This window comes from Capnocytophaga sp. oral taxon 335 str. F0486 (genome assembly GCF_000277665.1).
Taxonomy (GTDB): Bacteria; Bacteroidota; Bacteroidia; order Flavobacteriales; family Flavobacteriaceae; genus Capnocytophaga; species Capnocytophaga ochracea.
In genome coordinates this window covers 78,998-105,120 of record NZ_AKFR01000032.1, presented here as the reverse complement: position 1 = coordinate 105,120, position 26,123 = coordinate 78,998, and the positions used below count along the sequence as shown (strand labels likewise).

Annotated in this window: 19 protein-coding genes; 10 read left to right on the top strand and 9 right to left on the bottom strand. The window is 42.3% G+C overall.

Annotated features, from left to right (window positions below; all coding sequences use genetic code 11):
• Nucleotides 1-519 precede the first annotated feature (519 nt).
• The 7 genes from HMPREF1320_RS08080 (at nucleotide 520) to HMPREF1320_RS08050 (ending at nucleotide 6,300) form a co-directional block, all read left to right on the top strand.
• Nucleotides 520-1,509, top strand: coding sequence for a DUF4837 family protein (locus tag HMPREF1320_RS08080; RefSeq protein WP_009418154.1), 990 nt, complete (start codon nucleotides 520-522; stop codon nucleotides 1,507-1,509).
• A gap of 131 nt (nucleotides 1,510-1,640) precedes the next feature.
• On the top strand, nucleotides 1,641-1,841 hold the full coding sequence (tatA, locus tag HMPREF1320_RS08075; protein WP_002674610.1) for a twin-arginine translocase TatA/TatE family subunit: 201 nt from the start codon (nucleotides 1,641-1,643) through the stop codon (nucleotides 1,839-1,841).
• Nucleotides 1,842-1,899: 58 nt separating this feature from the next.
• A complete protein-coding gene (gene mutY, locus HMPREF1320_RS08070) occupies nucleotides 1,900-2,919 on the top strand; it encodes an A/G-specific adenine glycosylase (RefSeq protein WP_009418151.1) in 1,020 nt (339 codons plus the stop codon).
• A 62-nt stretch (nucleotides 2,920-2,981) separates the two neighbouring features.
• On the top strand, nucleotides 2,982-3,404 hold the full coding sequence (locus HMPREF1320_RS08065; RefSeq protein WP_034554409.1) for a single-stranded DNA-binding protein: 423 nt from the start codon (nucleotides 2,982-2,984) through the stop codon (nucleotides 3,402-3,404).
• A 56-nt stretch (nucleotides 3,405-3,460) separates the two neighbouring features.
• Nucleotides 3,461-4,756: a gliding motility-associated protein GldE gene (gldE, locus tag HMPREF1320_RS08060; RefSeq protein ID WP_034554407.1), complete on the top strand. Its 1,296-nt coding sequence runs from the start codon at nucleotides 3,461-3,463 to the stop codon at nucleotides 4,754-4,756.
• Nucleotides 4,757-4,762: 6 nt separating this feature from the next.
• Entirely contained in the window at nucleotides 4,763-5,677 is a 915-nt protein-coding gene (locus HMPREF1320_RS08055; RefSeq protein ID WP_009418159.1) for a glutaminase, read from the top strand.
• 11 nt (nucleotides 5,678-5,688) lie between these two features.
• Nucleotides 5,689-6,300, top strand: a complete 612-nt coding sequence (locus HMPREF1320_RS08050) for a DUF502 domain-containing protein (RefSeq protein WP_009418195.1) — start codon at nucleotides 5,689-5,691, stop codon at nucleotides 6,298-6,300.
• A 50-nt stretch (nucleotides 6,301-6,350) separates the two neighbouring features.
• Here the strand turns inward: HMPREF1320_RS08050 and HMPREF1320_RS08045 are convergent, their stop codons facing one another.
• From HMPREF1320_RS08045 to HMPREF1320_RS08020, 7 genes are all read right to left on the bottom strand, one after another.
• Nucleotides 6,351-7,295: a cation diffusion facilitator family transporter gene (locus HMPREF1320_RS08045; RefSeq protein WP_009418204.1), complete on the bottom strand. Its 945-nt coding sequence runs from the start codon at nucleotides 7,293-7,295 to the stop codon at nucleotides 6,351-6,353.
• A 158-nt stretch (nucleotides 7,296-7,453) separates the two neighbouring features.
• Nucleotides 7,454-8,017: a hypothetical protein gene (locus HMPREF1320_RS08040; protein ID WP_009418197.1), complete on the bottom strand. Its 564-nt coding sequence runs from the start codon at nucleotides 8,015-8,017 to the stop codon at nucleotides 7,454-7,456.
• A gap of 292 nt (nucleotides 8,018-8,309) precedes the next feature.
• On the bottom strand, nucleotides 8,310-10,055 hold the full coding sequence (locus HMPREF1320_RS08035; protein ID WP_009418194.1) for a thiamine pyrophosphate-dependent enzyme: 1,746 nt from the start codon (nucleotides 10,053-10,055) through the stop codon (nucleotides 8,310-8,312).
• Between the two features lie 710 nt (nucleotides 10,056-10,765).
• Entirely contained in the window at nucleotides 10,766-10,939 is a 174-nt protein-coding gene (locus HMPREF1320_RS11490; RefSeq protein ID WP_157446762.1) for a hypothetical protein, read from the bottom strand.
• A gap of 62 nt (nucleotides 10,940-11,001) precedes the next feature.
• Nucleotides 11,002-13,269, bottom strand: a complete 2,268-nt coding sequence (locus HMPREF1320_RS08030; protein WP_009418192.1) for an aconitate hydratase — start codon at nucleotides 13,267-13,269, stop codon at nucleotides 11,002-11,004.
• Nucleotides 13,266-15,473 carry an NADP-dependent isocitrate dehydrogenase gene (locus tag HMPREF1320_RS08025; protein WP_009418202.1) on the bottom strand — a complete coding sequence of 736 codons (2,208 nt, stop codon included), beginning with the start codon at nucleotides 15,471-15,473 and terminating at the stop codon, nucleotides 13,266-13,268. The genes HMPREF1320_RS08030 and HMPREF1320_RS08025 overlap by 4 nt, the downstream gene beginning before the upstream one ends.
• Before the next feature lie 2 nt (nucleotides 15,474-15,475).
• Complete coding sequence (locus HMPREF1320_RS08020) at nucleotides 15,476-16,759, bottom strand: citrate synthase (RefSeq protein ID WP_009418207.1); 1,284 nt, start codon at nucleotides 16,757-16,759, stop codon at nucleotides 15,476-15,478.
• A gap of 1,088 nt (nucleotides 16,760-17,847) precedes the next feature.
• Here HMPREF1320_RS08020 and HMPREF1320_RS08015 point away from each other — a divergent pair.
• Nucleotides 17,848-21,153, top strand: coding sequence for a DUF2723 domain-containing protein (locus HMPREF1320_RS08015; protein ID WP_034554404.1), 3,306 nt, complete (start codon nucleotides 17,848-17,850; stop codon nucleotides 21,151-21,153).
• 4 nt (nucleotides 21,154-21,157) lie between these two features.
• On the opposite strand, the gene HMPREF1320_RS08010 is transcribed toward HMPREF1320_RS08015, so the two are convergent.
• Together HMPREF1320_RS08010 and HMPREF1320_RS08005 are read right to left on the bottom strand one after the other, a co-directional pair.
• Nucleotides 21,158-23,095: an LTA synthase family protein gene (locus tag HMPREF1320_RS08010; protein WP_009418180.1), complete on the bottom strand. Its 1,938-nt coding sequence runs from the start codon at nucleotides 23,093-23,095 to the stop codon at nucleotides 21,158-21,160.
• 6 nt (nucleotides 23,096-23,101) lie between these two features.
• Nucleotides 23,102-24,265 (bottom strand): glycosyltransferase, encoded by a 1,164-nt coding sequence (locus HMPREF1320_RS08005; protein WP_009418172.1) that lies wholly within the window; start codon nucleotides 24,263-24,265, stop codon nucleotides 23,102-23,104.
• Between the two features lie 62 nt (nucleotides 24,266-24,327).
• Between HMPREF1320_RS08005 and HMPREF1320_RS08000 the strand changes: the two genes are divergently transcribed.
• Together HMPREF1320_RS08000 and HMPREF1320_RS07995 are read left to right on the top strand one after the other, a co-directional pair.
• Nucleotides 24,328-25,101: a glycosyltransferase family 2 protein gene (locus tag HMPREF1320_RS08000; protein ID WP_009418155.1), complete on the top strand. Its 774-nt coding sequence runs from the start codon at nucleotides 24,328-24,330 to the stop codon at nucleotides 25,099-25,101.
• On the top strand, nucleotides 25,091-26,116 hold the full coding sequence (locus tag HMPREF1320_RS07995) for a hypothetical protein (RefSeq protein WP_083835383.1): 1,026 nt from the start codon (nucleotides 25,091-25,093) through the stop codon (nucleotides 26,114-26,116). Before HMPREF1320_RS08000 ends, HMPREF1320_RS07995 begins: the two co-directional genes overlap by 11 nt.
• Nucleotides 26,117-26,123: the final 7 nt, after the last annotated feature.

Sequence of the window (26,123 nt, the reverse complement as noted above, 5' to 3'; positions counted from 1 at the left end):
AATCAACTATTTATATACCCTTCCTATACCAATCGTCCAAGATTCGTATAAGCTTCCTATAAGCTCTCTATAAGCTAACCCCACCCTTCTTATACTCTTTTTTCATCAAAAATCCTCCCTCCCCTCTTCCGAACTTCTCCGTTTCCTTCCGAATCCTCCACCATCTCCTCTGACCTGTCCGACTCGTCTGAAAAGTCCGCCCCGCCCCATTGCCTTTGGTGGTATTATTGGTATTTACTTCATTTTCCACCCGCCCGTCCTGCTACAACCGCCCGTCGCTTCTCCCGCATTTCACAAGGCGCAGCCTTGATTTTGTTTAAAATTTGTTTAATTTCTGAGGCACAGCCTCATTCCTCTAATACAACCTCACACCCCATTTTCTCATTTTCTCATTTCCTAATTTAACAGCCCGTGCGGCTCGCACCTTCTTCCTAATCTAACAATATTTTTTATCAAAAAAGTGATTTTGGAACGATTTTAGCTGTATCTTTTCTTATAAAGAAATAATCAGTTATTTTTATGAAACGCTTTTTATTTGCAAGCATCGCCTGCTCCTTGCTCCTATTGGGTTGTAACAATAGCAACAATAAAAACGGAGAAACTTACCTCCCCTCTTCAGTAGGGCAAATCAACACCCTCGCCGTGGTCATCGATAACGATCTCTGGGAAGGCGCCGTAGGCGATACCATTCGCCGTTACTTCGCCGCCCCTATCGATGGGCTACCTACCGAAGAACCCATCTTTTCGTTACATCAAGTGCCCCCACAAGTATTTGAAGGCAACACACGTAACAGTCGCAATGTGCTCATTGTGCATCGTGGTAATAAAAACGAAGCAACTATCAGCGACAATGTATACGCCAAACCACAAGTAGTATGCGAAGTACAAGGCAAACAAGTGCGCGATATAGCCTGTAAAGTCGAAGAATTTCACGACCAGTTTATCCTTGCGTTCAAGAACAACGACCTGAAAGAAACACGTCATCGTTTTAACAATGCCCTTAGCAAAGACAAACAAGTAGAACAAACCTTAGGCTTCAAATTCGTGATGCCCGCCGTGTACCAGGTGAGAAAATACGGCGACAATTTCTTCTGGATAGAACGCCCTATCAAAGGCGGTAGAGCAAGTATTATCCTTTACGAAATGCCTTTGGGAAGTATCCCTGCCGATGAAGAAGGGCGTGCTAAAACCATCGTAAAGATGCGCGATTCCATAGGCAAAAAATATATTCCAGGCCCCAAAGAAGGTATGTATATGGTTACCGAAACCTATTTGGCTCCCAGCATCAGCGAAATGAAAATAAAAGGACGTAAAACCATTGAAAGCAAAGGCTTGTGGGAAGTAAAAGATTTCGCCCTTGGAGGCCCTTATATCAATTATATTATTGAAGACAAAGCCCATAACCGCCTGGTAGTAGCCGAAGGTTTTTTATATGCCCCAGGCGTTGCCAAACGCGATATGCTCTTCGAACTCGAAGCCATTATCAAGTCAATAGAATTTAGTCGTTAGAAAAAGATTGCCAATTCAAAAAAGTTTTGTAATTTTGCACTATTATTATTTCTTTGTTCAGAATCGTCCGTTAAGTTTGACAATTCCGACATACCTAATCACTAATAACTAACAACTAAAATCTAATAACTATGCTAAGTATATTTTTAGGGGTAGTAGGTCCCTGGCAAGTAGTCATCATTGTAGCCCTTATATTGTTGCTCTTTGGAGGCAAGAAAATTCCCGAATTAATGCGCGGTCTGGGCACAGGTATTCGCGAGTTCAAAGATGCTACCAAAGAGAATAACGATACCGACAAGAAAAAAGAAAATACCGAGAAATTAGAAAATTAGCAACGTTGTCGCTTTTGCGTCCCATTGCATCACTCTTCTAACTCCTAAAATTCACAAATTGACAGATTGGCTCATCAATAAACTAACTTCTTGGTATAAAGTTGCGCAAAGGTCTTTGCCTTGGCGTGGCACCGCTAATCCCTATAAGGTGTGGCTCTCCGAAGTAATTTTACAGCAAACGCGCGTAGTGCAAGGTCTGCCTTACTACCAGCGTTTTATCAGTCGGTACCCTACCGTCACCGATTTAGCCAATGCCCCCGAAGAAGAAGTGCTCAAACTATGGCAGGGCTTAGGCTATTACTCGCGCGCTAAGAATCTACACCACACAGCGCAATATATCGCTACTGAATTAGGAGGTGTCTTCCCAAAAACCTATAAAGAACTTGTAAAACTCAAAGGTATAGGCGATTATACCGCAAGTGCCATAGCTTCCTTTTGTTACAACGAACCTTGCGCCGTAGTCGATGGTAATGTATACCGTGTGCTCTCTCGTCTTTTTGGTATTGCAACACCTATTAACAGTCCACAAGGTGCCAAAGAGTTCAAAGCATTAGCTTACGAATGTTTAGACAAGCACAACCCCGGCACTTATAACCAAGCCCTAATGGAGTTCGGCGCCTTGCAGTGCACTCCTCAGAGTCCCGATTGTGCAAATTGTGTATTACGTGACCACTGTTGGGCTTTTCATCATCAGCAAGTGGACGCCCTACCCGTAAAAATCAAGAAAATCACTATTAAAAAACGCTATTTCAACTATCTCGTATGGCTCAATCCTTACGGACAAACCCTTTTGCAAAAGCGCAAAGGCAAAGATATCTGGCACGGGCTCTATGAGTTTCCTCTACTCGAAACTCACGCTCCTGCTACTGCCGAAGAAATGGCCTCTATCTTACCCTCTGCTACCGTGAGCTTGTATAACGAAATGCCTGTAATCCACAAACTCACCCACCAGCATATTTATACTTCTTTTTGGATAGTTACCACCACCGAACTCCTTGATAATAGCATACTTATCGCCGATATACACAGCTATCCCGTATCAGCTCTCACTGCAAATTTCATTACCAAATTTTGGTAGTTTTAAAATTTTGTCGTACTTTTGGAGAATATTTAGATTATCAACTTTATATTTATATATCAATGAACGGAACTTTAAATAAAGTTATTCTCATAGGTCGTATGGGAGATGTTGTGAAGCTTACCTATTTCAGCGAAGGTAACTGCATTGGTCAGTTCCCCTTAGCCACTGACGATGAGTATACCAATCGCGCTACCAACGAGCGCATTAGCAGTACCGAATGGCATACTGTTATCGTTCGCAACAAGCTGGCAGAACTCGTAGAGAAATACACTCACAAAGGCGACCTTATCTATGTCGAAGGGCGCATCAAAACACGTAAATGGCAAACGGAAGATGGCGTGATGCGCCAAACAACTGAAATCCACGCTTCCGATGTAACTTTTCTACCAAATCCTAAACGTGATGGGCAACCTAAACCAGCTCCTAAAACAGCTGAACCTAAGGCTCCTGAACCGCCCGTAAGCACGGAGCCTCCTTTCTAAATGTGTAACGAAATAATAATATTTTGGAAACAGAACCTTTGTCGGTACTCTCATTAATGCCTTTCTTAAGCATTGATGTGGGTATCGTTATTCAATTTGCAGTGTTTATATTACTATTATTCTGCTCTGCTCTTATCTCAGGAGCTGAGGTAGCTCTCTTTTCGCTTACTCCTGCTGAGATTGAAACACTCAAAGAAGAAAAAACGCCTACCGGCAATATTATAGCCAAGCTCGCAGAGAATCCTAAAAAGCTATTGGCAACGGTACTTATTGCCAATAACTTGGCAAACATCAGTATCGTACTCCTCTTTGCCGATTTAGGCGACTTCCTCTTCGGTGGAATTACAACTCCTTGGGTACGGGCAGTACTCGATGTAGGTCTGGTTACCTTTGTGCTTTTGCTCTGCGGTGAAATTCTGCCTAAAATCTATGCCAATCGCAACAATATTTTGTTTTCACGGCGCATAGCTTACTTCATCTATTCTCTCGACACCTTCTTTACGCCCATCAGTATGCCGATGAAAAACTTTACCGTATGGATACAAAAGAAATTGGGCAAACAGAAAAGCAATATTTCAGTAGGACAACTCTCGCAAGCCTTAGAACTTGCCTCCGAAGAAGATACCACCAACGAGGAAAAGAAGATATTAGAGGGTATTGTCTCTTTTGGTAATACTGAAACCCGCGAAGTGATGGTACCCCGTGTAGATATCTTTGCTCTCAGCGAAGAGCTCTCATATCAGGAGTTGCTAAACGAAATCGTGGCGATAGGCTATTCACGCATTCCCGTATACCACGAGAATTTAGACCATATCACAGGGGTAATTTACATCAAAGACCTCTTGCCACATTTAGACAAAACTGATTTCGACTGGAATAGTGTGAAACGCAATGCTTTCTTCGTTCCCGAAAACAAGAAATTAGACGATTTGTTGAGCGAGTTTCAAGAGAAGAAGATACACCTCGCTGTTGTAGTAGATGAGTACGGTGGTACTTGTGGAGTGATTACCTTAGAGGATATTATAGAAGAAATTGTGGGAAATATCAACGATGAGTTTGACGATGAAGATGTAACACACTTCAAAATCAATGATAATGTCTTTATTTTTGAAGGAAAAACGGTTTTGAAGGACTTCTATCGCATTCTTGAATTTACTGATGAAGAAGAGGCTCTATTTGATGAAAATCGCGGTGATGCCGAAACGCTTGCAGGCTTTCTCTTAGAGATTTCGGGCAACTTTCCTCAGAAAGGAACACCTATCCTCTTTGGTAACTATAAATTCATTGTAGAGGCTTTTGACAAGAAACGCATCAAGCAAATCAAAATCATTAGAACGAACAATCCACAATAAATACATATGAAATATTCTAAAATAATTGACACTATATATCAATCTGTTTTATCTGCTGATAATTTAGGTAAAGTTCCTACTTATATCCCAGAATTGGCACAAGTGAACCCCGATAAGTTTGGGGTATATTTTTATAGCCTAAACAAACAATCGTATGGAATTGGTGATTGCGATGAAAAGTTTTCAGCACAGAGTATTTCTAAGGTATTAGCGCTTTCGTTAGCATATAGTATTATAGGCGACCAACTATGGCGACGTGTAGATGTAGAACCTTCGGGCACTTCATTCAATTCATTAATACAGTTAGAAGCCGATAACGGTATTCCACGTAACCCTCTTATCAATTCAGGGGCTATTGTAGTTTGTGATATTCTCCTCTCTATCTTGGAAGATGCTGAAGCCGATTTCTTAACTTTTGTAAGAGAATTAGCTAATGATGATAGTATAAATTACTCTATATTAGTAGCCGAGTCGGAGAAATCAGTAGGATATCGCAATTTTGCCTTATGTTATTATATCAAATCATTAGGGAACATAGAGAATGATCCTATTGAGGTACTCAATTTCTACTTTAAACTCTGTTCATTAGAGCTTACTTGCAAATCGATGGCATATATCTTCTCGTTTCTTGCCAACGATGGTATCCGTATGCACGATAGAGTTCAAATCCTTACTGAAACTTGTACTAAACGGGTAAACGCTTTGATGCAAACGTGCGGTTTCTATGATGAGTCGGGGGAGTTTGCTTTTAAGGTGGGACTACCAGGTAAAAGCGGTGTAGGAGGTGGTATTGTAGCTCTTTTGCCTAATCAATATAGCATTGCGGTATGGAGTCCGAAACTTAATAACAAAGGGAATTCGTATAGAGGAATGAAGTTCTTAGAAGAGTTTACCGCACAAACACATACTTCTATTTTTTAGTAATAAAATATATGTCAAAGAATTATTTCAGTACCTTTATCAAATACTTTTTTCAAGGGATACTTATCATAGGTCCGCTGAGTGCTACTATCTGGATTATTTGGTCGATATTCAAGAGTGTAGATAACCTTGTACCTGATATCTCAAAGGCTTACCCAGGGTTAGTTTTTGCTTTGGTTTTACTTGGTACTACTATTATTGGTTTTATTGGTAGTCGACTGATTTTAGGAAAACTGTTCGTGGGACTATTAGATTATTTAGTAGCTCATATTCCCGGTGTAAAGGTTATTTATTCTTCTATTAAAGATATTTTAGCTTCTTTTGTAGGTGACAAACGAAAACTTACTAATCCGGTATGGGTAAAAGTGAATGAAACGCCCGAAATATGGCGTATTGGGTTCCTTACCCAACCTTCTATGGATTTTGCTGAACTCAGCGAAATGGTAAGTGTTTATCTTCCGCATTCGTATGCTATTTCTGGTTGGGTGATTGTTACTTCTAAAGATAACATAAAGCCTGCTGAAGGTTTCTCTTCCCAAAAAGCAATGGAGTTTGCCCTTAGTGGCGGAATCCTTTCTAATACCAATAATACCAGTAATGCCAATAATACTGGTAATAAATAGTGATTTTATATAGTAGTTTATTCTTCGTTTAGGCTATTAACATTGTGGTATTAATTACATTTTTCTTCTTCGCAGTGGCAATTATCGGTGTCTATTTCAAAAGTGCTGTGGGTAATCCCTTCGTGTGAGAGCTTGTGCTTTAACTCGGCTTTAATATTCATAAATTCTTTAAGCGTAATACACTCTTTTAGTACAATATGAGCCGTGAGAGCGTTCTGTGAGCTACTGAGCGCCCAAATATGCAAGTGATGTACACTCTCTATCATTGGGTGCTCTTCTATAAGATGCTGTATATGCTCCTTATCGATGTCGTGAGGCACTCCATCTAAGATGAGTTTTACACTTTCTTTAAGTAATCCCCAAGTGGAGAACAGAATCACGATACCTACCATAAAACTACTGATAGGGTCGGCTAAGTTCCAACCGGTAAAATATACAATTGCCCCTGAGATAATTACCCCTACCGATACCAAAGCATCGAGCATTAGGTGCAGAAAAGCTCCTTTGACATTGATATCTGTCTTCTGTCCTTTGTAGAATAGGAATGCTGAAACTGCATTGATTATTACTCCTATAAAAGCTGTAAGCATAATTGCTGAACCTACCATTTCGGGTGGATTAGCAAGACGCTCGAAGGCTTCGATAAAGATTTTTATCACAATGTACATCAGTAGTACCGCATTGATGAGCGATGCGAGAATAGATGCTTTTTTGTAGCCATAGGTATAGAGCTGCGTAGCGGTGCGGTGGGCGAGTTTCATACCGATAAGTGAAATCACTAAACTGGCAACATCGCTTAAATTATGACTTGCATCGGAAATAAGTGCTAAGGAATCGACGCGAAAGCCTACTACAAACTCAATTATTGTGTAGAACAAATTCAACCCAATGCCTATGTAGAAGGCACGATTGAGAGTACTGAGGTCGGTTACGGTGTGATGATGGTGGTCGTGACCGTGGTGATGATGGTCGTGTTGGTGGTGTGAATGTTCCATAATAATTTTTTTAAGTAAAAGGTGCGAGCCGTACAAGTAGGTAAAAGGTAACACGCGATGCAAAGGTACGAATTATTTTGTAATAAGGGTGATTTTAAGGTAAAAAATAAAAGGTAAAGCCAGTTTTGCTGGCTTTACCTTTCTTGTTGTTACTCACTTTAAAGGATAAATTCCTTTGTGGTAACATTGGCAGGACGGTCGGTGGCTGTTACTATTACCTTATCGCCGGTAAGAGAAGCGTTTACCACAGTGGTGGTGTACACCCACTTACCTTCTTGAAAGGTAGCATTCCCCTCTTCTACAAGTGTAGCATCGTGGTCGGTGATTTTCACTTTCACGCCTGTTACTTTAAAAGTGTCGGACACTTGTACGACAATCTTTTCTCCGGTAACGGAACCTGTATAGTTTGAGGTATCTACCGCGTCAATCACAGGAGCTTTAAGATAATCGGCAATTGCCATATTATAGGGGGTGGTACCTGGACGCTTTTTAGCTTCCTCGGCATAGCTTTGCTTAAGTGCACTATTTTGCAAAGCGCTTTTAGCATAGAAAGCTGCTCGAGCAAACCTTTGCTGATGTAGCTGTTGTGCTTGGCTTGCTTTCTGAGAGCGAACGGGGGCTTTCCCTACGATGGTTTGTCCTGCGCGTTGGCGAAATACGATTTGGCGAGCTAACATACCGCTCAATCCTTCGGTTACTACATTGTTTCTACTTTTTGCCATAATAATTAATTTTTTAGATAAGAGGTCAAAGAACTAAAAGATGGAAGGCGTCGACTTTATATTTACCTTTTGTCTTTCGGCTGTTCCCCTTATCAAGTTTTTACGGTGCAAAATTCTGGCGATAATTTTTTATGGGCAAATTCTTATTCAAGGGTTGTAGGATTTTAGGACAAGGATTGTGCGTTTGAGATACAAGGCTAAGAATTGAAGAAATGAGAGTAACACAGTAAATACAAGAAAAAAAGTCGCTAAGCGAGATGCTTAGCGACTTTTTTATTATCAAAATTAAAATCTAAAAAACGTCCTTGATGTGTTTCATACTGTTGGCAATACTGCCTTTGGCTTCTGCAAAGTCGCCTTGACCTATTTTCTTGATGATGTTGGTCGCAAAACCTTTCATCTGTTCAAAAGTGATATGAGGAGGCATCGCTAAAGTATCGCGATTGGTGTAGATATTCACCAAAGTAGGTCCGTCGTGCTCGAAAGCTGCTTTTACGGTGGCTTCGAGGTCTTCGGTTTTGCGCACTTCATAGCCTTTGATGTTCATCAGGTCGGCAAGTTTGTCGAAAGGTGGGTTTACCATATTGGTTTGCCAATCGAGGTAGCCCGATACTTCCATTTCGAGTTTCACCATTGCGAGCGAACGGTTGTTGAACACAAATATTTTCACAGGGTATTGGTATTGCATCAGGGTAGCCAAATCGCCCAAGAGCATTGATAGACCGCCATCGCCACACATTGCTACCACTTGCCTGCCTTTGGAGGAAGCCGCTGCCCCAATTGCCATTGGGAGGGCGTTTGCCATAGAACCGTGATTGAACGAACCGGTGAGGTAACGTTTGCCCGTACCTTTGATAAAGCGCGCTGCCCACACTACATTCATACCTGTATCGACGGTGAAAATAGCATCGTTGGCGGCGTATTTATCCAAAAGTTTAGCTGCATATTCGGGGTCTATTTGGTTCTCTTCGGTTTTCTTTTTGGTGTAATCGTCCAATGATTTTTCGAGATCCAAATACTCTTTGTGAATCTCTTTGAGGAAACTATCGTCGGTGTGAGAGGTGAGTTTAGGCAATAAGGCGGTAATGGTGTCTTTCACATCACCTGCAAAACCGTAATCTACTTTGGCACGACGCCCAATGATATCGGGGCGTTCATCTATTTGAATAATAGTGTTTTTCTTAGGTAAGAACTCCGCATAAGGGAAGTCGGTGCCGAGCATTACGAGCACATCGGCTTTGGCGCAAGCATCATAACCTGAACGGTGTCCGAGCAAGCCGTTCATTCCCGCTATATAAGGGCTATCGGTGCGGTCGAAAAATATTTTGCCACGGAAAGAAGCCACGATAGGTGCTTTAAGGGTTTCGGCAAGCTGTTCTACTTCTTTCACCGCATACTGACAACCGTGACCGCAGTAAAGGGCTATTTTCTTGTTTTTAGCGTCGTTTAGTACGGCTGATAATTTGTCGAGTTCACTATCAGAAGGACGTACTACGGGTTTTGCTAAGAAGGTTTGTGTAGCAGTCGGTACCTCTTCGAGGTCGGCACCTGCCACATCGCCAGGGAGTCCCAACACCGCCACGCCTTTCTCGTTGATAGCCGTTTGTATGGCGCGTTGCATCATTGTGGTGAACTGTTTTGGGGTATTGGCTACATACACGTATTTACTGCAATCTTGAAACAGCAAGAAGGGATTGGTTTCTTGGAACCAGTGGGTACCGAATTTATGGGTGGCGCAGGTGCTGGCAATGGCAATCACAGGGTTGCCTGAGCGGTTGGCGTCGTAGAGTCCGTTGATAAGGTGTACGTGTCCAGGTCCTGAACTACCCATACAACAGCCTATGCCGTTTAGTTCGGCGTCCATAGAGGCTGCATAAGCTGCTGATTCCTCGTGGCGGACGTGTATCCACTCAAGGCGACCATCGCGACGGATGGCGTCGTTTACAGGGTTAAGGCTATCGCCGGTAATGGCATAGACTCTTTTTACGCCTGCTTGTACTAACATTTCGACCAATTGGTCGGATACATTTTTACTCATATGTTTTATTATTAATGGTTTTTTGTATGCAAAAATAATACCAATTAATACTTTTTTGAGTCGCACGGGCGAGAGAAATGAGAGAAATGAGGAAATGAGAGAATGAGGTGCGAGCTAGAGGAATGAGGCTACGCCTCAGAAATTAAACAAATTTTAAACAAAATCAAGGCTACGCCTTGTGAAATGCAGGAGAAGCGACAGGCGGTCGTAGCACGACGGGCGGGTGGAAAATGAGGTAAATACCAATAATACTACCAAAGGCAATGGACGGGTCGGACTTTTCAGACGGGAGGTTGGAGGATTCGGAAGGAAACGGAGGGTTTCGGAAGAGGGAAAGAAGGGTTTTTGATGAAAAAAGGGTGTAAGATGGGTGGGGTTAGCTTATAGAGAGCTTATAGGAAGCTTATACGAATCTTGGACGATTGGTATAGAAAGGGTATATAAGTAGTTGATAGATAGTATAATACAACAATGCAAAAAATGATAAAAAGAGGGTTTCGAGACGAAAGAAAAGAGAAGAGGTGATAGGACTTAGGCCATAGGCAATAGGGGGGAGTACGACGGAAAAGGGGAATCTAGAGACAAAAAAAGTGAAGGTAATGTAGGGTCGTAGTATAACAGGAAATAAACTTTGGTAAAGTGTGTACGAGCTACAAGCTCGCACCAGCGAAGGGCACTAGGGGATAACATTCCCCCTATCACATACTCCGCTATCGCGGACTTCCATTCAAAGGGGGAATGTAGCGACGGAAAGAAGAAGCTATCGGGGGAGGGTCGGAGAGGCTCAAAAGGGGAGAACCAAAGACAAAGAGGGCTATATTAACTTTGCCAAAGGTGCGAGTCGCACAGGCAGTCGTAGCACGACGGGCGATTAACTTTGGCAAAGTGTAGCGACGCAAATACTATTTTGAGACTTTTTCAGACAGCTTCTTTTTCACTATTCATTTTATCTTTCACTTTTCTCTTTTAACTGGTTCAGTGCGCTTCCTGCTTTAAACCAACCTATTTGCTGAGCGTTGTAGGTATGGTTACAGGTAATCACATCTTTGCTACCATCTTTATGTACAAATTCTAAGTGCAAAGGAGTGCCAGGCGCAAAGCTGGTAAGGTCGAGGAAGTTGATTACATCGTCTTCTTGAATCTTATCGTAATCGGCTTCATTAGCAAAGGTAAGGGCAAGCATTCCTTGTTTTTTAAGATTGGTTTCGTGAATGCGTGCAAACGATTTTACCAATACCGCTCGTACCCCCAAATGACGAGGTTCCATAGCAGCGTGCTCACGTGAAGAGCCCTCGCCATAGTTGTGGTCGCCTACTACAATAGAAGGGATACCCGCAGCTTTATAAGCGCGTTGTACTTTGGGCACTTCGTCGTATTCGCCTGTAAGTTGGTTTTTCACGGAGTTAGTTTTACCGTTGAAAGCATTTACCGCCCCTATGAGCATATTGTTGGAAATATTGTCTAAATGCCCGCGAAAACGCAACCAAGCCCCTGCCATCGAAATATGGTCGGTAGTGCATTTTCCTTGCGCTTTGATGAGGAGTTTAGCTCCTGTGATGTTCTTGCCGTCCCAAGGAGCGAAAGGCGTGAGCAGTTGGAGGCGGTTGGAAGTAGGTGATACCACGACCTCGATGTTGCTACCATCTTCGGCGGGAGCCTGATAGCCAGGGTCATCAACCGCAAAACCTTTAGAGGGCAACTCTTCGCCATAAGGAGGGGTGAGTTTTACCGCTTCACCTTGGTCGTTAAGCAAGGTATCAGTGATAGGGTTAAAGTCTAACCTACCAGCAATAGCCAAAGCCGCAACGATTTCGGGGGAAGCAACAAAAGCGTGGGTATTAGGGTTACCGTCGGCACGTTTGGAGAAGTTACGGTTGAAGGAATGCACAATCGTATTTTTCTCTTGCTTCTCGGCACCTTCTCTGTCCCACTGACCGATACAAGGGCCACAAGCATTGGTGAATACACGAGTACCCAACTGCTCGAAGATGTCTATGATGCCATCGCGTTCAGTAGTATAGCGTATTTGTTCAGAGCCTGGGTTGATACCAAAGGAAGCTTTAGGGGTAATTCTCTTTTCCAAGGCTTGTTTTACCACCGAAACCGCGCGGGTAAGATCTTCGTAAGACGAGTTAGTACACGAACCGATGAGCCCCCATTGCACCTCGAGAGGCCAATCGTTGGCACGGGCTACCTCCTTCATTTTGGATACAGGAGTGCCTCTATCGGGGGTAAAAGGCCCGTTGATATAAGGCTCTAAAGTAGAAAGGTCTATCTCGATGAGTTGGTCGAAATACTTTTCAGGGTCAGCATATACTTCAGGGTCGGCAGTGAGGTAAGGCGCAATGGCATCGGCAGCAAGGGCTACTTCTTCGCGCCCAGTAGCGAGCAAATAGCGACGCATCGCCTCATCATAGCCAAAAGTAGAGGTGGTTGCCCCTATTTCGGCACCCATATTACAAATAGTACCCTTCCCCGTACAGGAAAGCGATTTAGCACCTTCGCCAAAGTATTCCACAATAGCGCCCGTACCCCCTTTTACGGTGAGTATATCGGCGACTTTAAGAATCACGTCTTTTGGAGCAGTCCAACCGTTGAGTTTACCCGTGAGTTTTACGCCTATGAGCTTAGGAAATTTCAGTTCCCACGGCATTCCTGCCATCACATCTACAGCATCAGCCCCGCCTACGCCAATGGCGAGCATTCCTAATCCTCCAGCATTCACCGTATGCGAATCGGTGCCTATCATCATTCCGCCAGGGAAAGCGTAGTTTTCCAAGACTATTTGGTGAATAATCCCTGCGCCAGGTTTCCAGAAACCAATACCATATTTGTTGGATACCGAAGAGAGGAAATCGAATACTTCTTTAGACTGTTCAGTAGCCACTTTCAGGTCGGTTGCAGCGCCTTCTTTGGCTTGGATAAGGTGGTCGCAGTGCACCGTGGTAGGGACAGCTACTTTGCTTTTTCCCGCTTGCATAAACTGCAAGAGTGCCATTTGGGCGGTCGCATCTTGACAAGCGATGCGGTCGGGAGCGAAATCTACATAGTCTTTCCCACGCTCAAAAGCACGTGAAGGAGTGCCGTCCCATAAGTGGGTATACAATATTTTTTCAGCAAGGGTAAGGGGTCGTCCTACCACTTGGCGAGCTTTGTCTATGCGCTCAGGAAATTGGGCGTAGACCTTCTTTATCATTTCAATATCAAAAATCATAATATCTTTTTTAGTGTTTTACTTCCTTGCATTACTGTTGCTACTTTGGTGAAATCGGGGTGGTAATAACCTCCTAACTCTACCGGCGTACCTTGTATACGGGTGAGTTCTTCCACGATAGTCGCTTCGTTGTCTTTTAGAGCTTTGGCGATAGGAGCAAACTCTTTGGCAAGTGCGCTGTCTTGAGTTTGTTCCGCTAAGGTTTCTGCCCAGTAAAGTGCCAAATAGAAGTGACTTCCGCGATTGTCGATCGTGCCTACTTTGGCTTGTGGCGATTTATCGTTGTTCAACAGCTTACTCGTTGCCTCATCGAGGGTTTGGGCTAAGATTAAGGCTTTGGGGTTCTCGTGTTTTTGCGCAAAATGCTCTAACGAAGCTCCTAAGGCGAGAAATTCTCCTAAGGAATCCCATTGAAGATGATTTTCGGCAAGAAACTGTTCGGTTAATTTAGGCGCCGAGCCCCCTGCACCCGTTTCAAAGAGTCCGCCACCGTTCATCAAAGGGACGATAGAGAGCACTTTGGCACTAGTACCCAATTCCAGGATAGGAAACAAGTCGGTGAGGTAATCGCGCAACACATTGCCCGTTACTGAAATGGTGTCTTTGCCCTTGCGAGTGCGCTCTAAGGTGAAGAGCATCGCCGTTTCGGGCGACATTATACGGATATCTACCCCCTCGGTATCGCGTGTTGCCAAATAGTGTTTTACTTTTTTGATGAGTTGCGCATCGTGAGCGCGGTGCTCGTCCAACCAAAAGACCGCTGGCGTTTTGCTGAGGCGTGCACGTGTTACCGCTAATTTTACCCAATCTTGTATCGCAACATCTTTCGCAGTACACATACGCCAAATATCGCCTTTTTCTACCTTGTGCGATAAGTACACTTTACCATCGGTGCCTACCACCTGTACACGTCCGCTATGAGGGATTTCGAAAGTCTTGTCGTGCGAGCCGTATTCCTCAGCTTTTTGCGCCATTAAGCCCACATTAGCAACGCTTCCCATCGTAGCAGGATTAAACGCCCCGTGTTTCTTACAGAAGTCAATCACCACTTGGTAGATACGCGCATAAGTACTGTCGGGCAGTACCGCCAAAGTATCTTGAGCCTCGCCTTTAGCATTCCACATCTTGCCCCCATTGCGAATCATCGCTGGCATAGAAGCATCTACAATCACATCGTTAGGGAAATGCAAGTTGGTAATCCCCCTATCGGAATTCACCATTGCCAAGGCTGCTGCTCGTGTAAGTGCTCCCTCGATATCGTGCTTTAAAGGTTCTTGTTCTTCAACAGGTAATTGTGCTATTTTCGCCAGAATATCCGAAAGACCATTGCGCGCATTCACCCCTAAGGCTTTCAGTTCGCGTGGGTGTTTTTGGAACAAATTAGCAAAATAAGTCTCTACAGCATAGCCAAAGAGAATGGGGTCGGAAACCTTCATCATTGTAGCTTTCAGGTGCAAAGAGAGGAGTACACCCTTGTCTTTCGCTTCGGAAAAGGCTTTTTTATAGAATTTGCAAAGTGCTTCTTTGCTCATAAAAGTAGCGTCTATCACTTCACCCGTTTGCAAAGGAAGTTCGGCTTTGAGCACCTGTACCTCGTGTTTAGGGCTCATCAACTCTATGCGCACCACATCGGCTTTTTTGAGGGTTACCGATTGCTCGTTGTGGTAGAAATCGCCCGCTTGCATCGTAGCGACTTCCGTGAGACTCTCAGCACTCCACGCTCCCATTGAATGGGGGTGTGTTTGCGCGTACTGTTTTACCGATTTAGGTGCACGCCTATCGGAATTACCCTCGCGCAGTACAGGATTCACCGCACTGCCTTTCACCTTGTCATACCGCTGTTTGATAGCTGTTTCGGCTTCATTTGTAGGATTTTCAGGATAATCGGAGAGGGCATAGCCTTGCGATTGCAGTTCGGCGATAGCCGCTTTTAGTTGGGGTACCGAAGCACTGATATTAGGCAACTTGATGATATTAGCTTCCGGACACGTTGCCAACGCCCCCAATTCACTAAGCGCATCGGGCACCCGTTGTTCTGCTGTGAGAAAATCGGGGAAAGTGGCTAAAATACGCCCTGCCAATGAGATGTCTTTGGCTTCAAAGTTGATTCCTGAAGAAGCGCAAAAGCGTTTGATGATTGGCAATAGCGAATGGGTAGCCAAATAGGGCGACTCATCGGTAATGGTATAGATAATATTTTTCATTCTTATCGTTTATTCAATTCAACAAAAGCTCTTTCGGTGGCACCTACGTATATTTGTCGTGGACGACCGATAGGTTCTCCTCCTTGGCGCATTTCCTTCCATTGGGCAATCCAACCAGGGAGACGACCGATAGCAAAGAGCACAGTGAACATCTCTAAGTGCATACCTAAGGCTTTGTAGATGATACCCGAATAGAAATCTACATTAGGGTAGAGATTACGCGATTTGAAGTAGTCGTCTTCCAAAGCTACTTTTTCAAGATGTTTGGCAATGCTAAAAATTGGATCTTCTATACCCAAAGCATTGAGCACATCATCGGCAGCCACTTTGATGATTTTAGCCCGTGGATCGAAGTTTTTGTACACACGGTGCCCAAAGCCCATCAAACGGAAAGGGTCATTTTTGTCTTTTGCTTTATTAATGAACTTATCGACATCGCCTCCGTCTTTATGAATTTCTTCAAGCATTTCAATCACCGCTTGGTTTGCCCCGCCGTGGAGACGACCCCAAAGGGCTGAAACTCCAGAGGAAATACTCGCAAACAGACCCGCCTCGGAAGACCCCACCAAACGCACCGTAGAAGTAGAGCAGTTCTGTTCGTGGTCGCCGTGAAGGATGAGCAGTTTGTTGAGAGCACTCACTACCGTAGGGTTGATTTTATATTCCTCAGTAGGGATTTCGAAGAAGAGTCGCAAAATGTTCTCGATATAGCCCTTGCTATTGTCGTAATAATTCAGCGGTAAGCCCTCGCGTTTGCGGTATACCCAAGAAGCGATGATGGTTACTTTAGCAATGGCTTTACAGACCGCTTGATACACGTTTTTAGGACAATGTACATTTACTGGTACCGGATTGAAAGCGGTGAGCGCACTGGTAGCTGATGCTAATACCCCCATAGGGTGAGCCGAGCGCGGGAAACCGTCCATAATATGGCGCATATCCTCGTGAACAAGGGTATACTTGTGAATTGTTTTTTTGAAATCGTCATACTCTTCGGCAGTGGGGAGTTCTCCGAAAATAAGAAGATAGGCTACTTCGAGGAACTCGGCTTTAGCAGCTAAATCTTCGATGTTATAGCCACGATAGCGCAAGATGCCCCGTTCGCCGTCGAGGAAGGTAATGGCACTCTTGCAAGAACCCGTGTTTTTGTAACCCGAATCCAAGGTTACCAAACCCGTTAAGGCACGCAATTTTTCGATATTAATCGCTTTTTCGTTTTCGGTGCCTACTACGATAGGAAATTCGTATTCTTTCCCTTCAAAAATCAGTTTTGCTGTGTTTTCCATAGTACAATTTGTTTTTTATTTTTGGGCAAAGTAAGAAAAATTATTTCACATTTACAAATAAAATAGCGATAAATCTATCTTATTTAACAATCTTTAACGTTTTATGATTAAAATATAAGACAAATATATCTATAACGAAAAAAGAAATGAGAGAATGAGAGAATGAGAAAATGAGGTAAATGGCAATAATGCCAGAAATGCCAATAATACCACCAAGGGGAATGGGCAGGGAAAAATTAGCAGATTAGCAAATTTGAAAATTAGCAAATGTAGAGGGTTGGAGGATTCGGAAGGAAACGGAAAAGAACGGAAGTGAGTCGGGAGAAATTTTGGTGAAAAAAGGGTGTAAGATGGGTGGGGTTAGCTTATAGAGAGCTTATAGGAAGCTTATACGAATCTTGGACGATTGGTATAGAAAGGGTGTATAAGTGATTGATTTATACCGTAATACAACAGCGCTAAAAATGGTAAAAATGGGGTTTCGAGGCGAAAGAAAGAGGAAGAGGCACTAGGCCTTAGGCCATAGGCACTAGGGGGGAGTATGACGGGAAGGAGGAGGGATAATTAGGAAATTAGCAAATTTGAAAATGAGAAAATGGGGTGGTGTGGGGGCTTAAGGAATAGGCAATAAGGGGATAACATCCCCCTCTCACATACTCCGCTTCCGCGGACTTCCGTTCAAAAGGGGAATGTGGTGACGGAAAAGCGGAGGAAACCTCCCCCCTCTCACATACTCCGCTCTCGCGGACTTCCCTCGAAGAGGGGGAATTAGGGACGGGAAAAGTGAAGGGAATGTAGGGTCGTAGCATAACGGGAAATTATCTTTGGCAAAGTGTGTACGAGCTACAAGCTCGCAGCAGTGAAGGGTGGCTATATTAACTTTGCCAAAGTTTGAAACTTTGGCAAAGTATAGTGATAACAAATATCCCTCCTATCACATACTCTACTTTTGCGGGGCACAGACCCAACTGTCGTGAACTGGCTCCAAAGGGGAATGTTGTGAGGGTGTGTGGGGTTTATATCTGATTGACAAATTTGCTCATTTGGTAATTGTTTCTTACCTTTGCACTTTGAAATATAAAGTACTGATGACAGATAATCAATTTAAGAAATATAACCTCATTGTGGGGTGGGCTGTTTTTGCCGTAGCTCTTATCACTTATGGGCTTACGGTAGAACCTACGGTTAGCTTTTGGGATTGTGGCGAGTATATTGCTACCTCAGCGAAATTGGAAGTGGGTCACCCTCCCGGAGCGCCTTTATTCCAAATGATGGGCGCTTTTATAGCTGCTTTTGCTCCGAACTCGGATAAGATTGCGCTGTTTGTGAATTATATGTCGGTTTTATCGAGTGCTTTTACGGTTCTTTTCTTGTACTTCATCATTGTAAATTTGACCAAGAAAATCGCTTTAAAGAGAACCGATTCTGTTGAAGAAAAAACGCCTGCTACGCTTACCCAAGGGCAGTTTATCGCTGTTTTGGGGAGTGGGGTTGTAGGGGCTCTTGCCTATACTTTCTCGGATAGTTTTTGGTTTAACGCGGTGGAAGCAGAAGTGTATGCAATGGCAATGCTATTTATGTCGGCTATGTTTTGGGTAGGCATCAAGTGGACGGACAGTTTGCACGAACCACGTGGCGACCGCTGGTTGTTACTGATTTCGTTAGTAGTGGGGCTGTCGTTTGGGGTGCACTTTATGGCGTTACTGACCATTCCTGCCATTGGTATGCTTTATTTCTTCAAGAGTAACTACAAGAAAACGGTAGTGAACTTCATCATTGCTAATGTAGTTTCTATCGCTATTTTGCTGTTGATATTTAAACTAATATTACCTTACACGTTGGCGTACTTTGGTTATTTGGAAGTATTTTTTGTGAATAGCTTCGGTATGCCGTTCAACTCAGGGACTATTATCGCGGGACTCTCGGTTATTGCGTTCTTCTATTTTACGCTGAACTACGCTTATAAGCAAAACAAAGTGCGCTTGCAAACGGGCTTTTTATGCTTGTTGTTTGTGTTTATAGGGTTTTCGTCTTGGCTAATGATACCTATTCGCGCGAATGCTGATACGGTTATCAATGAGAACAGTCCGACTGATGCGCGTTTGCTATTAGCTTATTACAACCTTGAACAATACCCCGAAACGCATTTGTTCTACGGTCCTATGTATTCGGATAAATACGCTGGATTAGACGAAGAGAACCCGTATGAAGATGCGAAGCCAAAATACGAGCGCGATTATGCCTTAGGCAAATACATCATCGTGAATCAGTACAAAAACGCTCAGATGGCGTCGAATAGCAAACAAGAGGGTGTTTTGCCAAGAATGTGGAGTGCGCAACACGCGGCGAATTATATGAAGCTCACAGGACTACTTACGTTTAGAATAAAAGAAGAAGCTTATAACGAGCCGAAGCTCTATCAGTTCTTACAAGAAGTGCAAAGGCAAATGCAAATACAACCGCTTCCGCCTGAGCGTTACGACCAATTCCTTACCGAATATCGGGACTATATAGAAGTAGAGAAGCCAAGTTTTTGGAAGAATATGCACTACTTGTTCGAGTATCAGTTTGGGTATATGTACTTCCGCTATTTTGCTTGGAACTTCATAGGCAGGCAAGACGATGTGCAAGGCAAGATGGAGAATGACCACGGCAACTGGCTATCGGGCATTAAGCCTATTGATAGTTTGCGCCTTGGGTCGCAAGACAACCTTCCTGCCGATGTGCTGAACAATAAAGCTCGTAATACTTACTATTTCCTGCCTCTGCTCTTAGGACTCTTAGGGTTATTTTTTATGGCGACGAAGAGCGAACGCCAAACGTGGGTAGTGATGATGCTTTTCCTCTTTACGGGTTTGGCAATGAAAATATACCTCAACGAACGACCGTTTGAACCGCGAGAGCGAGATTATCCGTTAGTAGGTTCGTTCTACGCTTTTGCTATATGGATAGGAGTGGGTGTATATGCGTTATTCCACGCACTTAGGAGGGTGCTTTCGTCACGAATAGGAGCGCCTTTGGCAGTGGTAGCGAGTTTGCTTGCTGTACCTGTGCTGATGGCAAGTGAGAATTGGGACGACCACAACCGCTCGCAAAAGTATTCGGCAGAGTTTATTGCGGACGCTTATTTGAGCTCGGTAGTTAAAGATAAAGACGCTATGATATTCACCATTGGCGATAACGATACGTTCTTACTGTGGTATGCCCAAGAAATAGAAGGCTATCGCACCGATGTGCGGATAATTAATACGAGCTTGTTGCAAACGGATTGGTATATAGACCAAATGAAGCGCCAAGCGTACCAAAGTAGTCCTATCCCAGGTGAAATGGTGCACAAACAATATGCTCACGGGGTACGTGAAGGAGTGTATTTCCAAAAACGCACCGAGAACCGCTGGAACATTAAAGACTTTGTGAAATGGGTAACCAGCGATGACCCTAATACACAGCTCAGTAGCAGTAGTAGTGAAAGTAGAACCTTTAACTACTACCCTACGAACAAAATACGGATTCCTGTAAATAAAGAAAACGTACTAAAGAGCGGTATTGTAAAACCCGAAGATGCTGATAAAATAGTAGACTATATAGATATCACGCTCCCTAGTGCTATCGATAAAGCACGTATTGTGATGCTGGATATTTTGGCTTATAACGATTGGAAACGCCCGATATACTTCTCAGGAGGTAGTATGGACTCTGCTGAGTATATCTGGATGAAGGAGTACTTGCAATTAGATGGACTGGTGTACAAACTTGTGCCTATTAAAACAGAAATCGATAAGAACCACCCCTTTGATATGGGTCGTATAGACAGTAATTTGATGTACGACATCATAAAGAAATGGGATTGGGGTAATATGGGTAAAGCAGGTATTTACTTAGACCCCGAAACGCGTAAGAACAGTATTATCTTCCGCGGTAATTTGGCACGTCTTACCGAAAAACTGATAGAAGAAGGTAAATTAAATAAAGCCAAAGATATCTTGGATATCGGAATGAAGCATATGCCTTTGGAGGCTTATGGCTATTACTTCACTCTTGACCCTTTTGTACAAGGTTATTTTAGGGTAGGTGAGAAAGAAACCGCTCGTAAATTGGCTTTGCAGATATTTGGGAAATATCAAGAAGAACTGAATTATTACGCACACTTATCGCCAGATGAGCGATACGCTAATACTGCCAGAATACAGTATACCATAGACCGCTATGGAGAATTATTATTGCTCATAGCGCCTTTGGATAAGGATTTTTACGAAAGACAAGTAGAAGTGCTCAGAGCGAAGGCGAGTCCGTTTATGAAATCGCAAGAGCTTGATGAGTATATGAAGATGCTAATGGATGAGGAGGCGGATACGCTTGTTCAGGCAGGAGCGGAGAAAGATAGTGGAAATTAGGTAATCATTGCAGTTTATCATTAATGATTCTATTCATAAAATCTTGCATAAAGGCACGCAAATCAGCGATGCCTTTTTTCATTTCTTCATTATGGGCGATTTGGTCTTTGAGGTTGTGGGTGAGGTTTAAATCGTCCTTAGCATATACACCAACCACTTCACCTTGGAGGTCTAATACATAGATAAAATTACCTTGAATGAGCTGGTAGAACTGCGTATTGGTAACAAAAGCACGAGGAGTTTCATCGGCTTTGTTTGCTAGCAAGCTACGCCCCCAAGAGCGGAAAGGCTTTTGGTACCCCATCAAATCTACGAGAGTAGGAAAAATATCTATTTGTTGCCCCAATACATCTGAGCTCCCCTGTGGGATAAGTGCTTTATTAGGGCTAAACAAAATAATAGGCAAACGGTGGTGTGCTATCTTCTGTTTGTAATAATCGTAATAATCTTCAGTAGTATGGTCAGGGATAATGGCAAAGATAGTGTTCATATACCAATCTTCTTTTTTAACGGTATCAAAGAATTTTCCAATGGAATAATCGGCGTATTCCACTACGTTATGCATAGGCATATCGCCGGTATTAAAACGCTTGTTGAGGGGTTCGGGCACTTTATAAGGACCGTGAGAGGAAAGAGTAAAAACCGTTGCCAAAAACGGACGCTTCATTTGGTTGATGTTTTTTGCGAAGTACTGCAAGAAGGGTTCATCGTCTATACCCCAACTGCCATTATAGTAGCGCTCATCGTTGAATTCAGTGCGCCCTAAGTAAGTTTCATATCCAATTTGGTGGGTATAGCCATCGAAATTCATAGAGCCATTGGTAGCACCGTGCGCAAAGAGCGTTTGGTAACCCAAAGAGCGTGCGATTTCGGGCAAAGATGACACTTTGCGCTGAGCATAGCCCGACCTTACCCAAGCGGTTTGGAAGGTAGGCATACCTGCCGTTACAGCTGAAATGCCTTCAATAGAATGAACACTATTGGCATAAATATTAGTAAAATAGAACCCTTGTTGTGCCAAAGAGTCTAAGAAAGGTGTGTGTGTGCGGTAGTTTGGGATATGAGTATTTTGGTTCATCACTCCGAAGTATTCAGCGCCCATTCCTTCGAGAATGATGACTACTATGTTAGGCTGTTTAGTAATGCTGCGATGATATTGTTTGATTGGTTTGATATTTTGGGTAATATAGTCTTCGGTAGTAAATTTAAACTCTTTAAAACCTTTGTTTTTGCCCATAGTGCGCAGAATGGTAAATGGTGTATTGAGCAGTACATTCACTTGAGAGATATCGCGGGCATATTTGCTAGCGTCCATCACAGTAAGTGGAATCACCCCTTTTTTGAACGAGAAACCACGTATACCAAAAATAAGCGTAGGAGCCAATAGCACCAACACCACTACCGATGTGATAAAGTAAGGTTTTCGATGCATTACATTTTCTTCTTTCAGACGAAGTTTCTTGTAGAGGAATACCCATAGCACTACTGATACTAAAAAGACAGCAAAAATAGCCCAGTACTGCACCAAGAAGCCTGCGAGTAGCGTCAGTGGGTTGTGTTCGTTTTCTACCAAAGCCCAATCGTTAGTCGTAAGGCGTGTTTTATTATATGAAAAATAAGCAATATCGATAAAATCGAGCAGAAAAGCAGGTATATTGCAAATGAAGTACACCCAGAAGAGGACTTTTTGGAAAATAGGCTTGGTATTGATGAGCAGAGGGAGCACACTTAGGAAGATGAACAGAAGGTTCACGTAGATAATGGCGGTAGTATCGAATAGCAAGCCGTAGAAAGCGAGGTGGAAGAAGTCGGCTATGCCGTCTACGCTGAGGTGCGCCTGATTGAAACTATAAAAGGCGATGCGAGCTAAAAAGTAAAATAGGTAGACTAAAGCTAGTCGGTAGGCAAGGATTTTGTATTCGGCAGTGCGGAAAGATTTCATAGGTAATTACAATATGGTTTTAAACAATTCGTCCCATTGTTTTACGATTGTTTCTATACTATAGTCATTTGATTTAGGGATGATATTTTGTTGGATTTTGTTTCTCAAAGAAGCGTTATGCATCAATTCGGAAAGTTGGTGAGCATAATCGTTCATATCGAAAGGTTTTACAAGTATACCATTTACGCCATTAGGAGCAAGGATACCTCTTACCCCAGCAGAACAGTCGAAAGCGATAGGAACGACACCTGCTTGTTGGGCTTCCATTAGGACAGTTCCTTGTCCTTCCATTTGAGAAGAGAGGCAGAAGATAGCAGCCTTATTGTAATAAGGATAGATGTCATCGGTTTTACCGACGAAAGTAATGCGAGGTAGAGAACATTCTTCTACCATAGCGCGTAGTTTAGGGAGCTCTTTGCCGTCGCCAACAAGAAAGAATTGCCAATCAGGAAATTGCTCATATATCATTTCCCATATAGAGACTAATCGGTCTACACGTTTATCTTTATAGGACATACGACCTACGTATAGCAAAACGTTCTCTTTTTGCAAAGAGTAGGGAGTAGACACTGAAGGAATAGGGGTAGAAATCGCTTTTAGTTTGTGATTATCGGTGAGTTGTAGAGCTTGGGTGAGTTCATCTTTATAAGCTTCGCAGAGCACGGTAAAGGCGTTGTAATGTCTGTAGATAACGCGATATTTTTCGATTCTAATTTTTCTATACAGGTGGTAAGAAGGTATCTTGAATCCCCAGAAATAGAGAAAGTGTAATAGACTTTTCTTCGCTTTTTGCTTGAGATTTTCCAATTCATTTTCGGACTGCCAAAAGGTAGCTCCATAATGAGCAAAGATACATTTGCATTGAGTTCTCTTAAAGATACCTTCGCCAGAAGCGCTAAAACTCTTGCCTATGAAAGCTAAAACATCAATACCTAATTCGTTTACTTTATCGGCTAAAGACACATTAGGGCGAGAAAACAGGCGGGTTTTGCCTATATCGACAAAAGTGATATATTGTTTATCTTTATCGGTAAGCTCTTGGTGAGCGATGCGAGAAGAAAACACAAACACTTTATATCCTAAGGTTGTGAGATATGGTGCTATATTAGAGGTGATTTTCTCACCCCCTCCATAAGGGAATCGACCGTGAACAAAACCGATGTTGGGCATAATATTTTTATTTGAAATGCAAAAATACAGAAAAAATACTATCTTTGCAAAAAAATAATAAAATGTCACCTATATCTGAAAAAGTAAGCGGACTGATTATCACTTATAATGAGGAAAAAAACATAGCCGATGTGTTGTCGTGTTTTGACTTCTGCGACGAAATCATAGTAGTGGATTCGTATAGTAAGGATGCTACTGTACGCATTGCTGAGTCTTTCCCGAAAGTAAAGGTGATACAGCATAAGTTTGAAGATTTTGCGAAGCAGCGCAATTTGGCGTTAGCAGAGGCAACCAATGATTGGGTGCTTTTTTTGGATGGTGATGAGCGCATTACTCCTAAGCTTAGAGCTGAGATTATACAGACCTTGAGCTGCACAAACAAGAAAGACGCTTATTATTTTCGGAGATTATTTTTCTTTGCGGGGAAGCCTATATATTATTCGGGTACACAAGGAGATAAGAATTTTCGGTTATTCCGCAAGTCAAAATGCCATTACGTGCCTGAGCGCAAGGTACACGAGACGCTTGCCGTGGAAGGTAGTATAGGGGTACTTAAAAACAAGCTGTTACATTACTCGGTAAGCAATTATGATTCGTACAGACAAAAAGCGGTGTTGTACGGCAAATTACGCGGAGAAGAAATGTACGCTAAGGGAAAACATTACAGTGCTTTAAAGATGTATACTAAAATGTGTTTTGCTTTTTTTAAGACGTATATACTCAAGTTAGGTGTCTTAGATGGTAAAGAAGGCTTTTTGCTCAGTAAGGTTTCAGCCTTATCAGTATATGAGAACTTTAAAGCTTTAAAACGAGAAGAAGAAAAGAATGGAAAATAAAAAAAGTATCATATTATGTGCCCCTAAAGCTTTTGGGATTGACAAGGAAATATATGATCATCTAACAAAATTAGGGTTTGATGTTATATACCTCTCTTTGAATTCTAATTTTGCTTATACACCTTTCAAAAGAATTATAAATTTTTTGTTAAAAACGTTTTTTAACAAACATGATTACAAGAAGAGTATTCCTTTTCAAAGAGACAAAGACTTTTGGACGACTTTCAATCTTATAGAAAAGAAAGCAGATTATGCTCTTGTTTTTCGATCAGATTTATATCCTAAAAGTATTCTAAAAGCTATTAAGAATAAAGCTAACAAGTTTATAGCCTATCAGTGGGATAATTTTCGTATCTTCCCAGAAGGCAAACGTTATATTTCTTTATTCGATACTTTTTATACTTTTGACCCTTATGATGTCGATTTACAAAAAGGAATATTTCCTGCTACTAATTTTTATTTTCAAGACGATGCTCTTCCTAATGAGACTCTTACCCCAAGTGTTTACTTTTTAGGAAGTTTATATCCTAATAAAATGGATAGGGTTGCCTTAGTTTCTTCTATCCTTAAAATAACTCGGAAACTTAACTATCAACAAAATATATATTTTTTTAATACTGACAGAATAAAAGGAGTAGATTCTTATCAATCACAAGGAATCAATTTTATTGAACACCCTATAAGTTATAGTGAAAGTTTAGCTAATACCAAAAAAGCAACTCTTTTAATAGATATTTTAGGAGGAAAGAACAAAGGATTATCTTTTCGTGTTTTTGAAGCATTAAATTATGGCAAAAAACTAATAACCAATAATGTAGAAATTAAAAAATACGATTTCTATAACTCTAATAATATTTATGTTATAGAAAATGGCAATACAGATAATCTCAAAGATTTCCTACTTCTTCCCTATGAAGATATCCCCCAAGAAATTAAGGGGAAGTACTGTTTTGATAATTGGATACATTACATTTTGAACCTTGAGCCTTATACCCCTATTATTCTTCCTAAATAAATATCGT

Excerpts from the sequence above, each read along its gene's own strand:
- HMPREF1320_RS08065 (WP_034554409.1), top strand. The coding sequence starts at position 2,982 with ATGAACGGAACTTTAAATAAAGTTATTCTCATAGGTCGTATGGGAGAT.
- HMPREF1320_RS08010 (WP_009418180.1), bottom strand. The coding sequence starts at position 23,095 with ATGAAATCTTTCCGCACTGCCGAATACAAAATCCTTGCCTACCGACTA.
- HMPREF1320_RS08055 (WP_009418159.1), top strand. The coding sequence starts at position 4,763 with ATGAAATATTCTAAAATAATTGACACTATATATCAATCTGTTTTATCT.
- tatA (WP_002674610.1), top strand. The coding sequence starts at position 1,641 with ATGCTAAGTATATTTTTAGGGGTAGTAGGTCCCTGGCAAGTAGTCATC.
- HMPREF1320_RS08025 (WP_009418202.1), bottom strand. The coding sequence starts at position 15,473 with ATGAAAAATATTATCTATACCATTACCGATGAGTCGCCCTATTTGGCT.
- HMPREF1320_RS08040 (WP_009418197.1), bottom strand. The coding sequence starts at position 8,017 with ATGGCAAAAAGTAGAAACAATGTAGTAACCGAAGGATTGAGCGGTATG.
- HMPREF1320_RS08020 (WP_009418207.1), bottom strand. The coding sequence starts at position 16,759 with ATGGAAAACACAGCAAAACTGATTTTTGAAGGGAAAGAATACGAATTT.
- HMPREF1320_RS08050 (WP_009418195.1), top strand. The coding sequence starts at position 5,689 with ATGTCAAAGAATTATTTCAGTACCTTTATCAAATACTTTTTTCAAGGG.
- HMPREF1320_RS08080 (WP_009418154.1), top strand. The coding sequence starts at position 520 with ATGAAACGCTTTTTATTTGCAAGCATCGCCTGCTCCTTGCTCCTATTG.
- gldE (WP_034554407.1), top strand. The coding sequence starts at position 3,461 with ATGCCTTTCTTAAGCATTGATGTGGGTATCGTTATTCAATTTGCAGTG.
- HMPREF1320_RS08015 (WP_034554404.1), top strand. The coding sequence starts at position 17,848 with ATGACAGATAATCAATTTAAGAAATATAACCTCATTGTGGGGTGGGCT.
- HMPREF1320_RS08005 (WP_009418172.1), bottom strand. The coding sequence starts at position 24,265 with ATGCCCAACATCGGTTTTGTTCACGGTCGATTCCCTTATGGAGGGGGT.
- HMPREF1320_RS08035 (WP_009418194.1), bottom strand. The coding sequence starts at position 10,055 with ATGAGTAAAAATGTATCCGACCAATTGGTCGAAATGTTAGTACAAGCA.
- HMPREF1320_RS08000 (WP_009418155.1), top strand. The coding sequence starts at position 24,328 with ATGTCACCTATATCTGAAAAAGTAAGCGGACTGATTATCACTTATAAT.
- HMPREF1320_RS07995 (WP_083835383.1), top strand. The coding sequence starts at position 25,091 with ATGGAAAATAAAAAAAGTATCATATTATGTGCCCCTAAAGCTTTTGGG.
- HMPREF1320_RS08030 (WP_009418192.1), bottom strand. The coding sequence starts at position 13,269 with ATGATTTTTGATATTGAAATGATAAAGAAGGTCTACGCCCAATTTCCT.
- HMPREF1320_RS08045 (WP_009418204.1), bottom strand. The coding sequence starts at position 7,295 with ATGGAACATTCACACCACCAACACGACCATCATCACCACGGTCACGAC.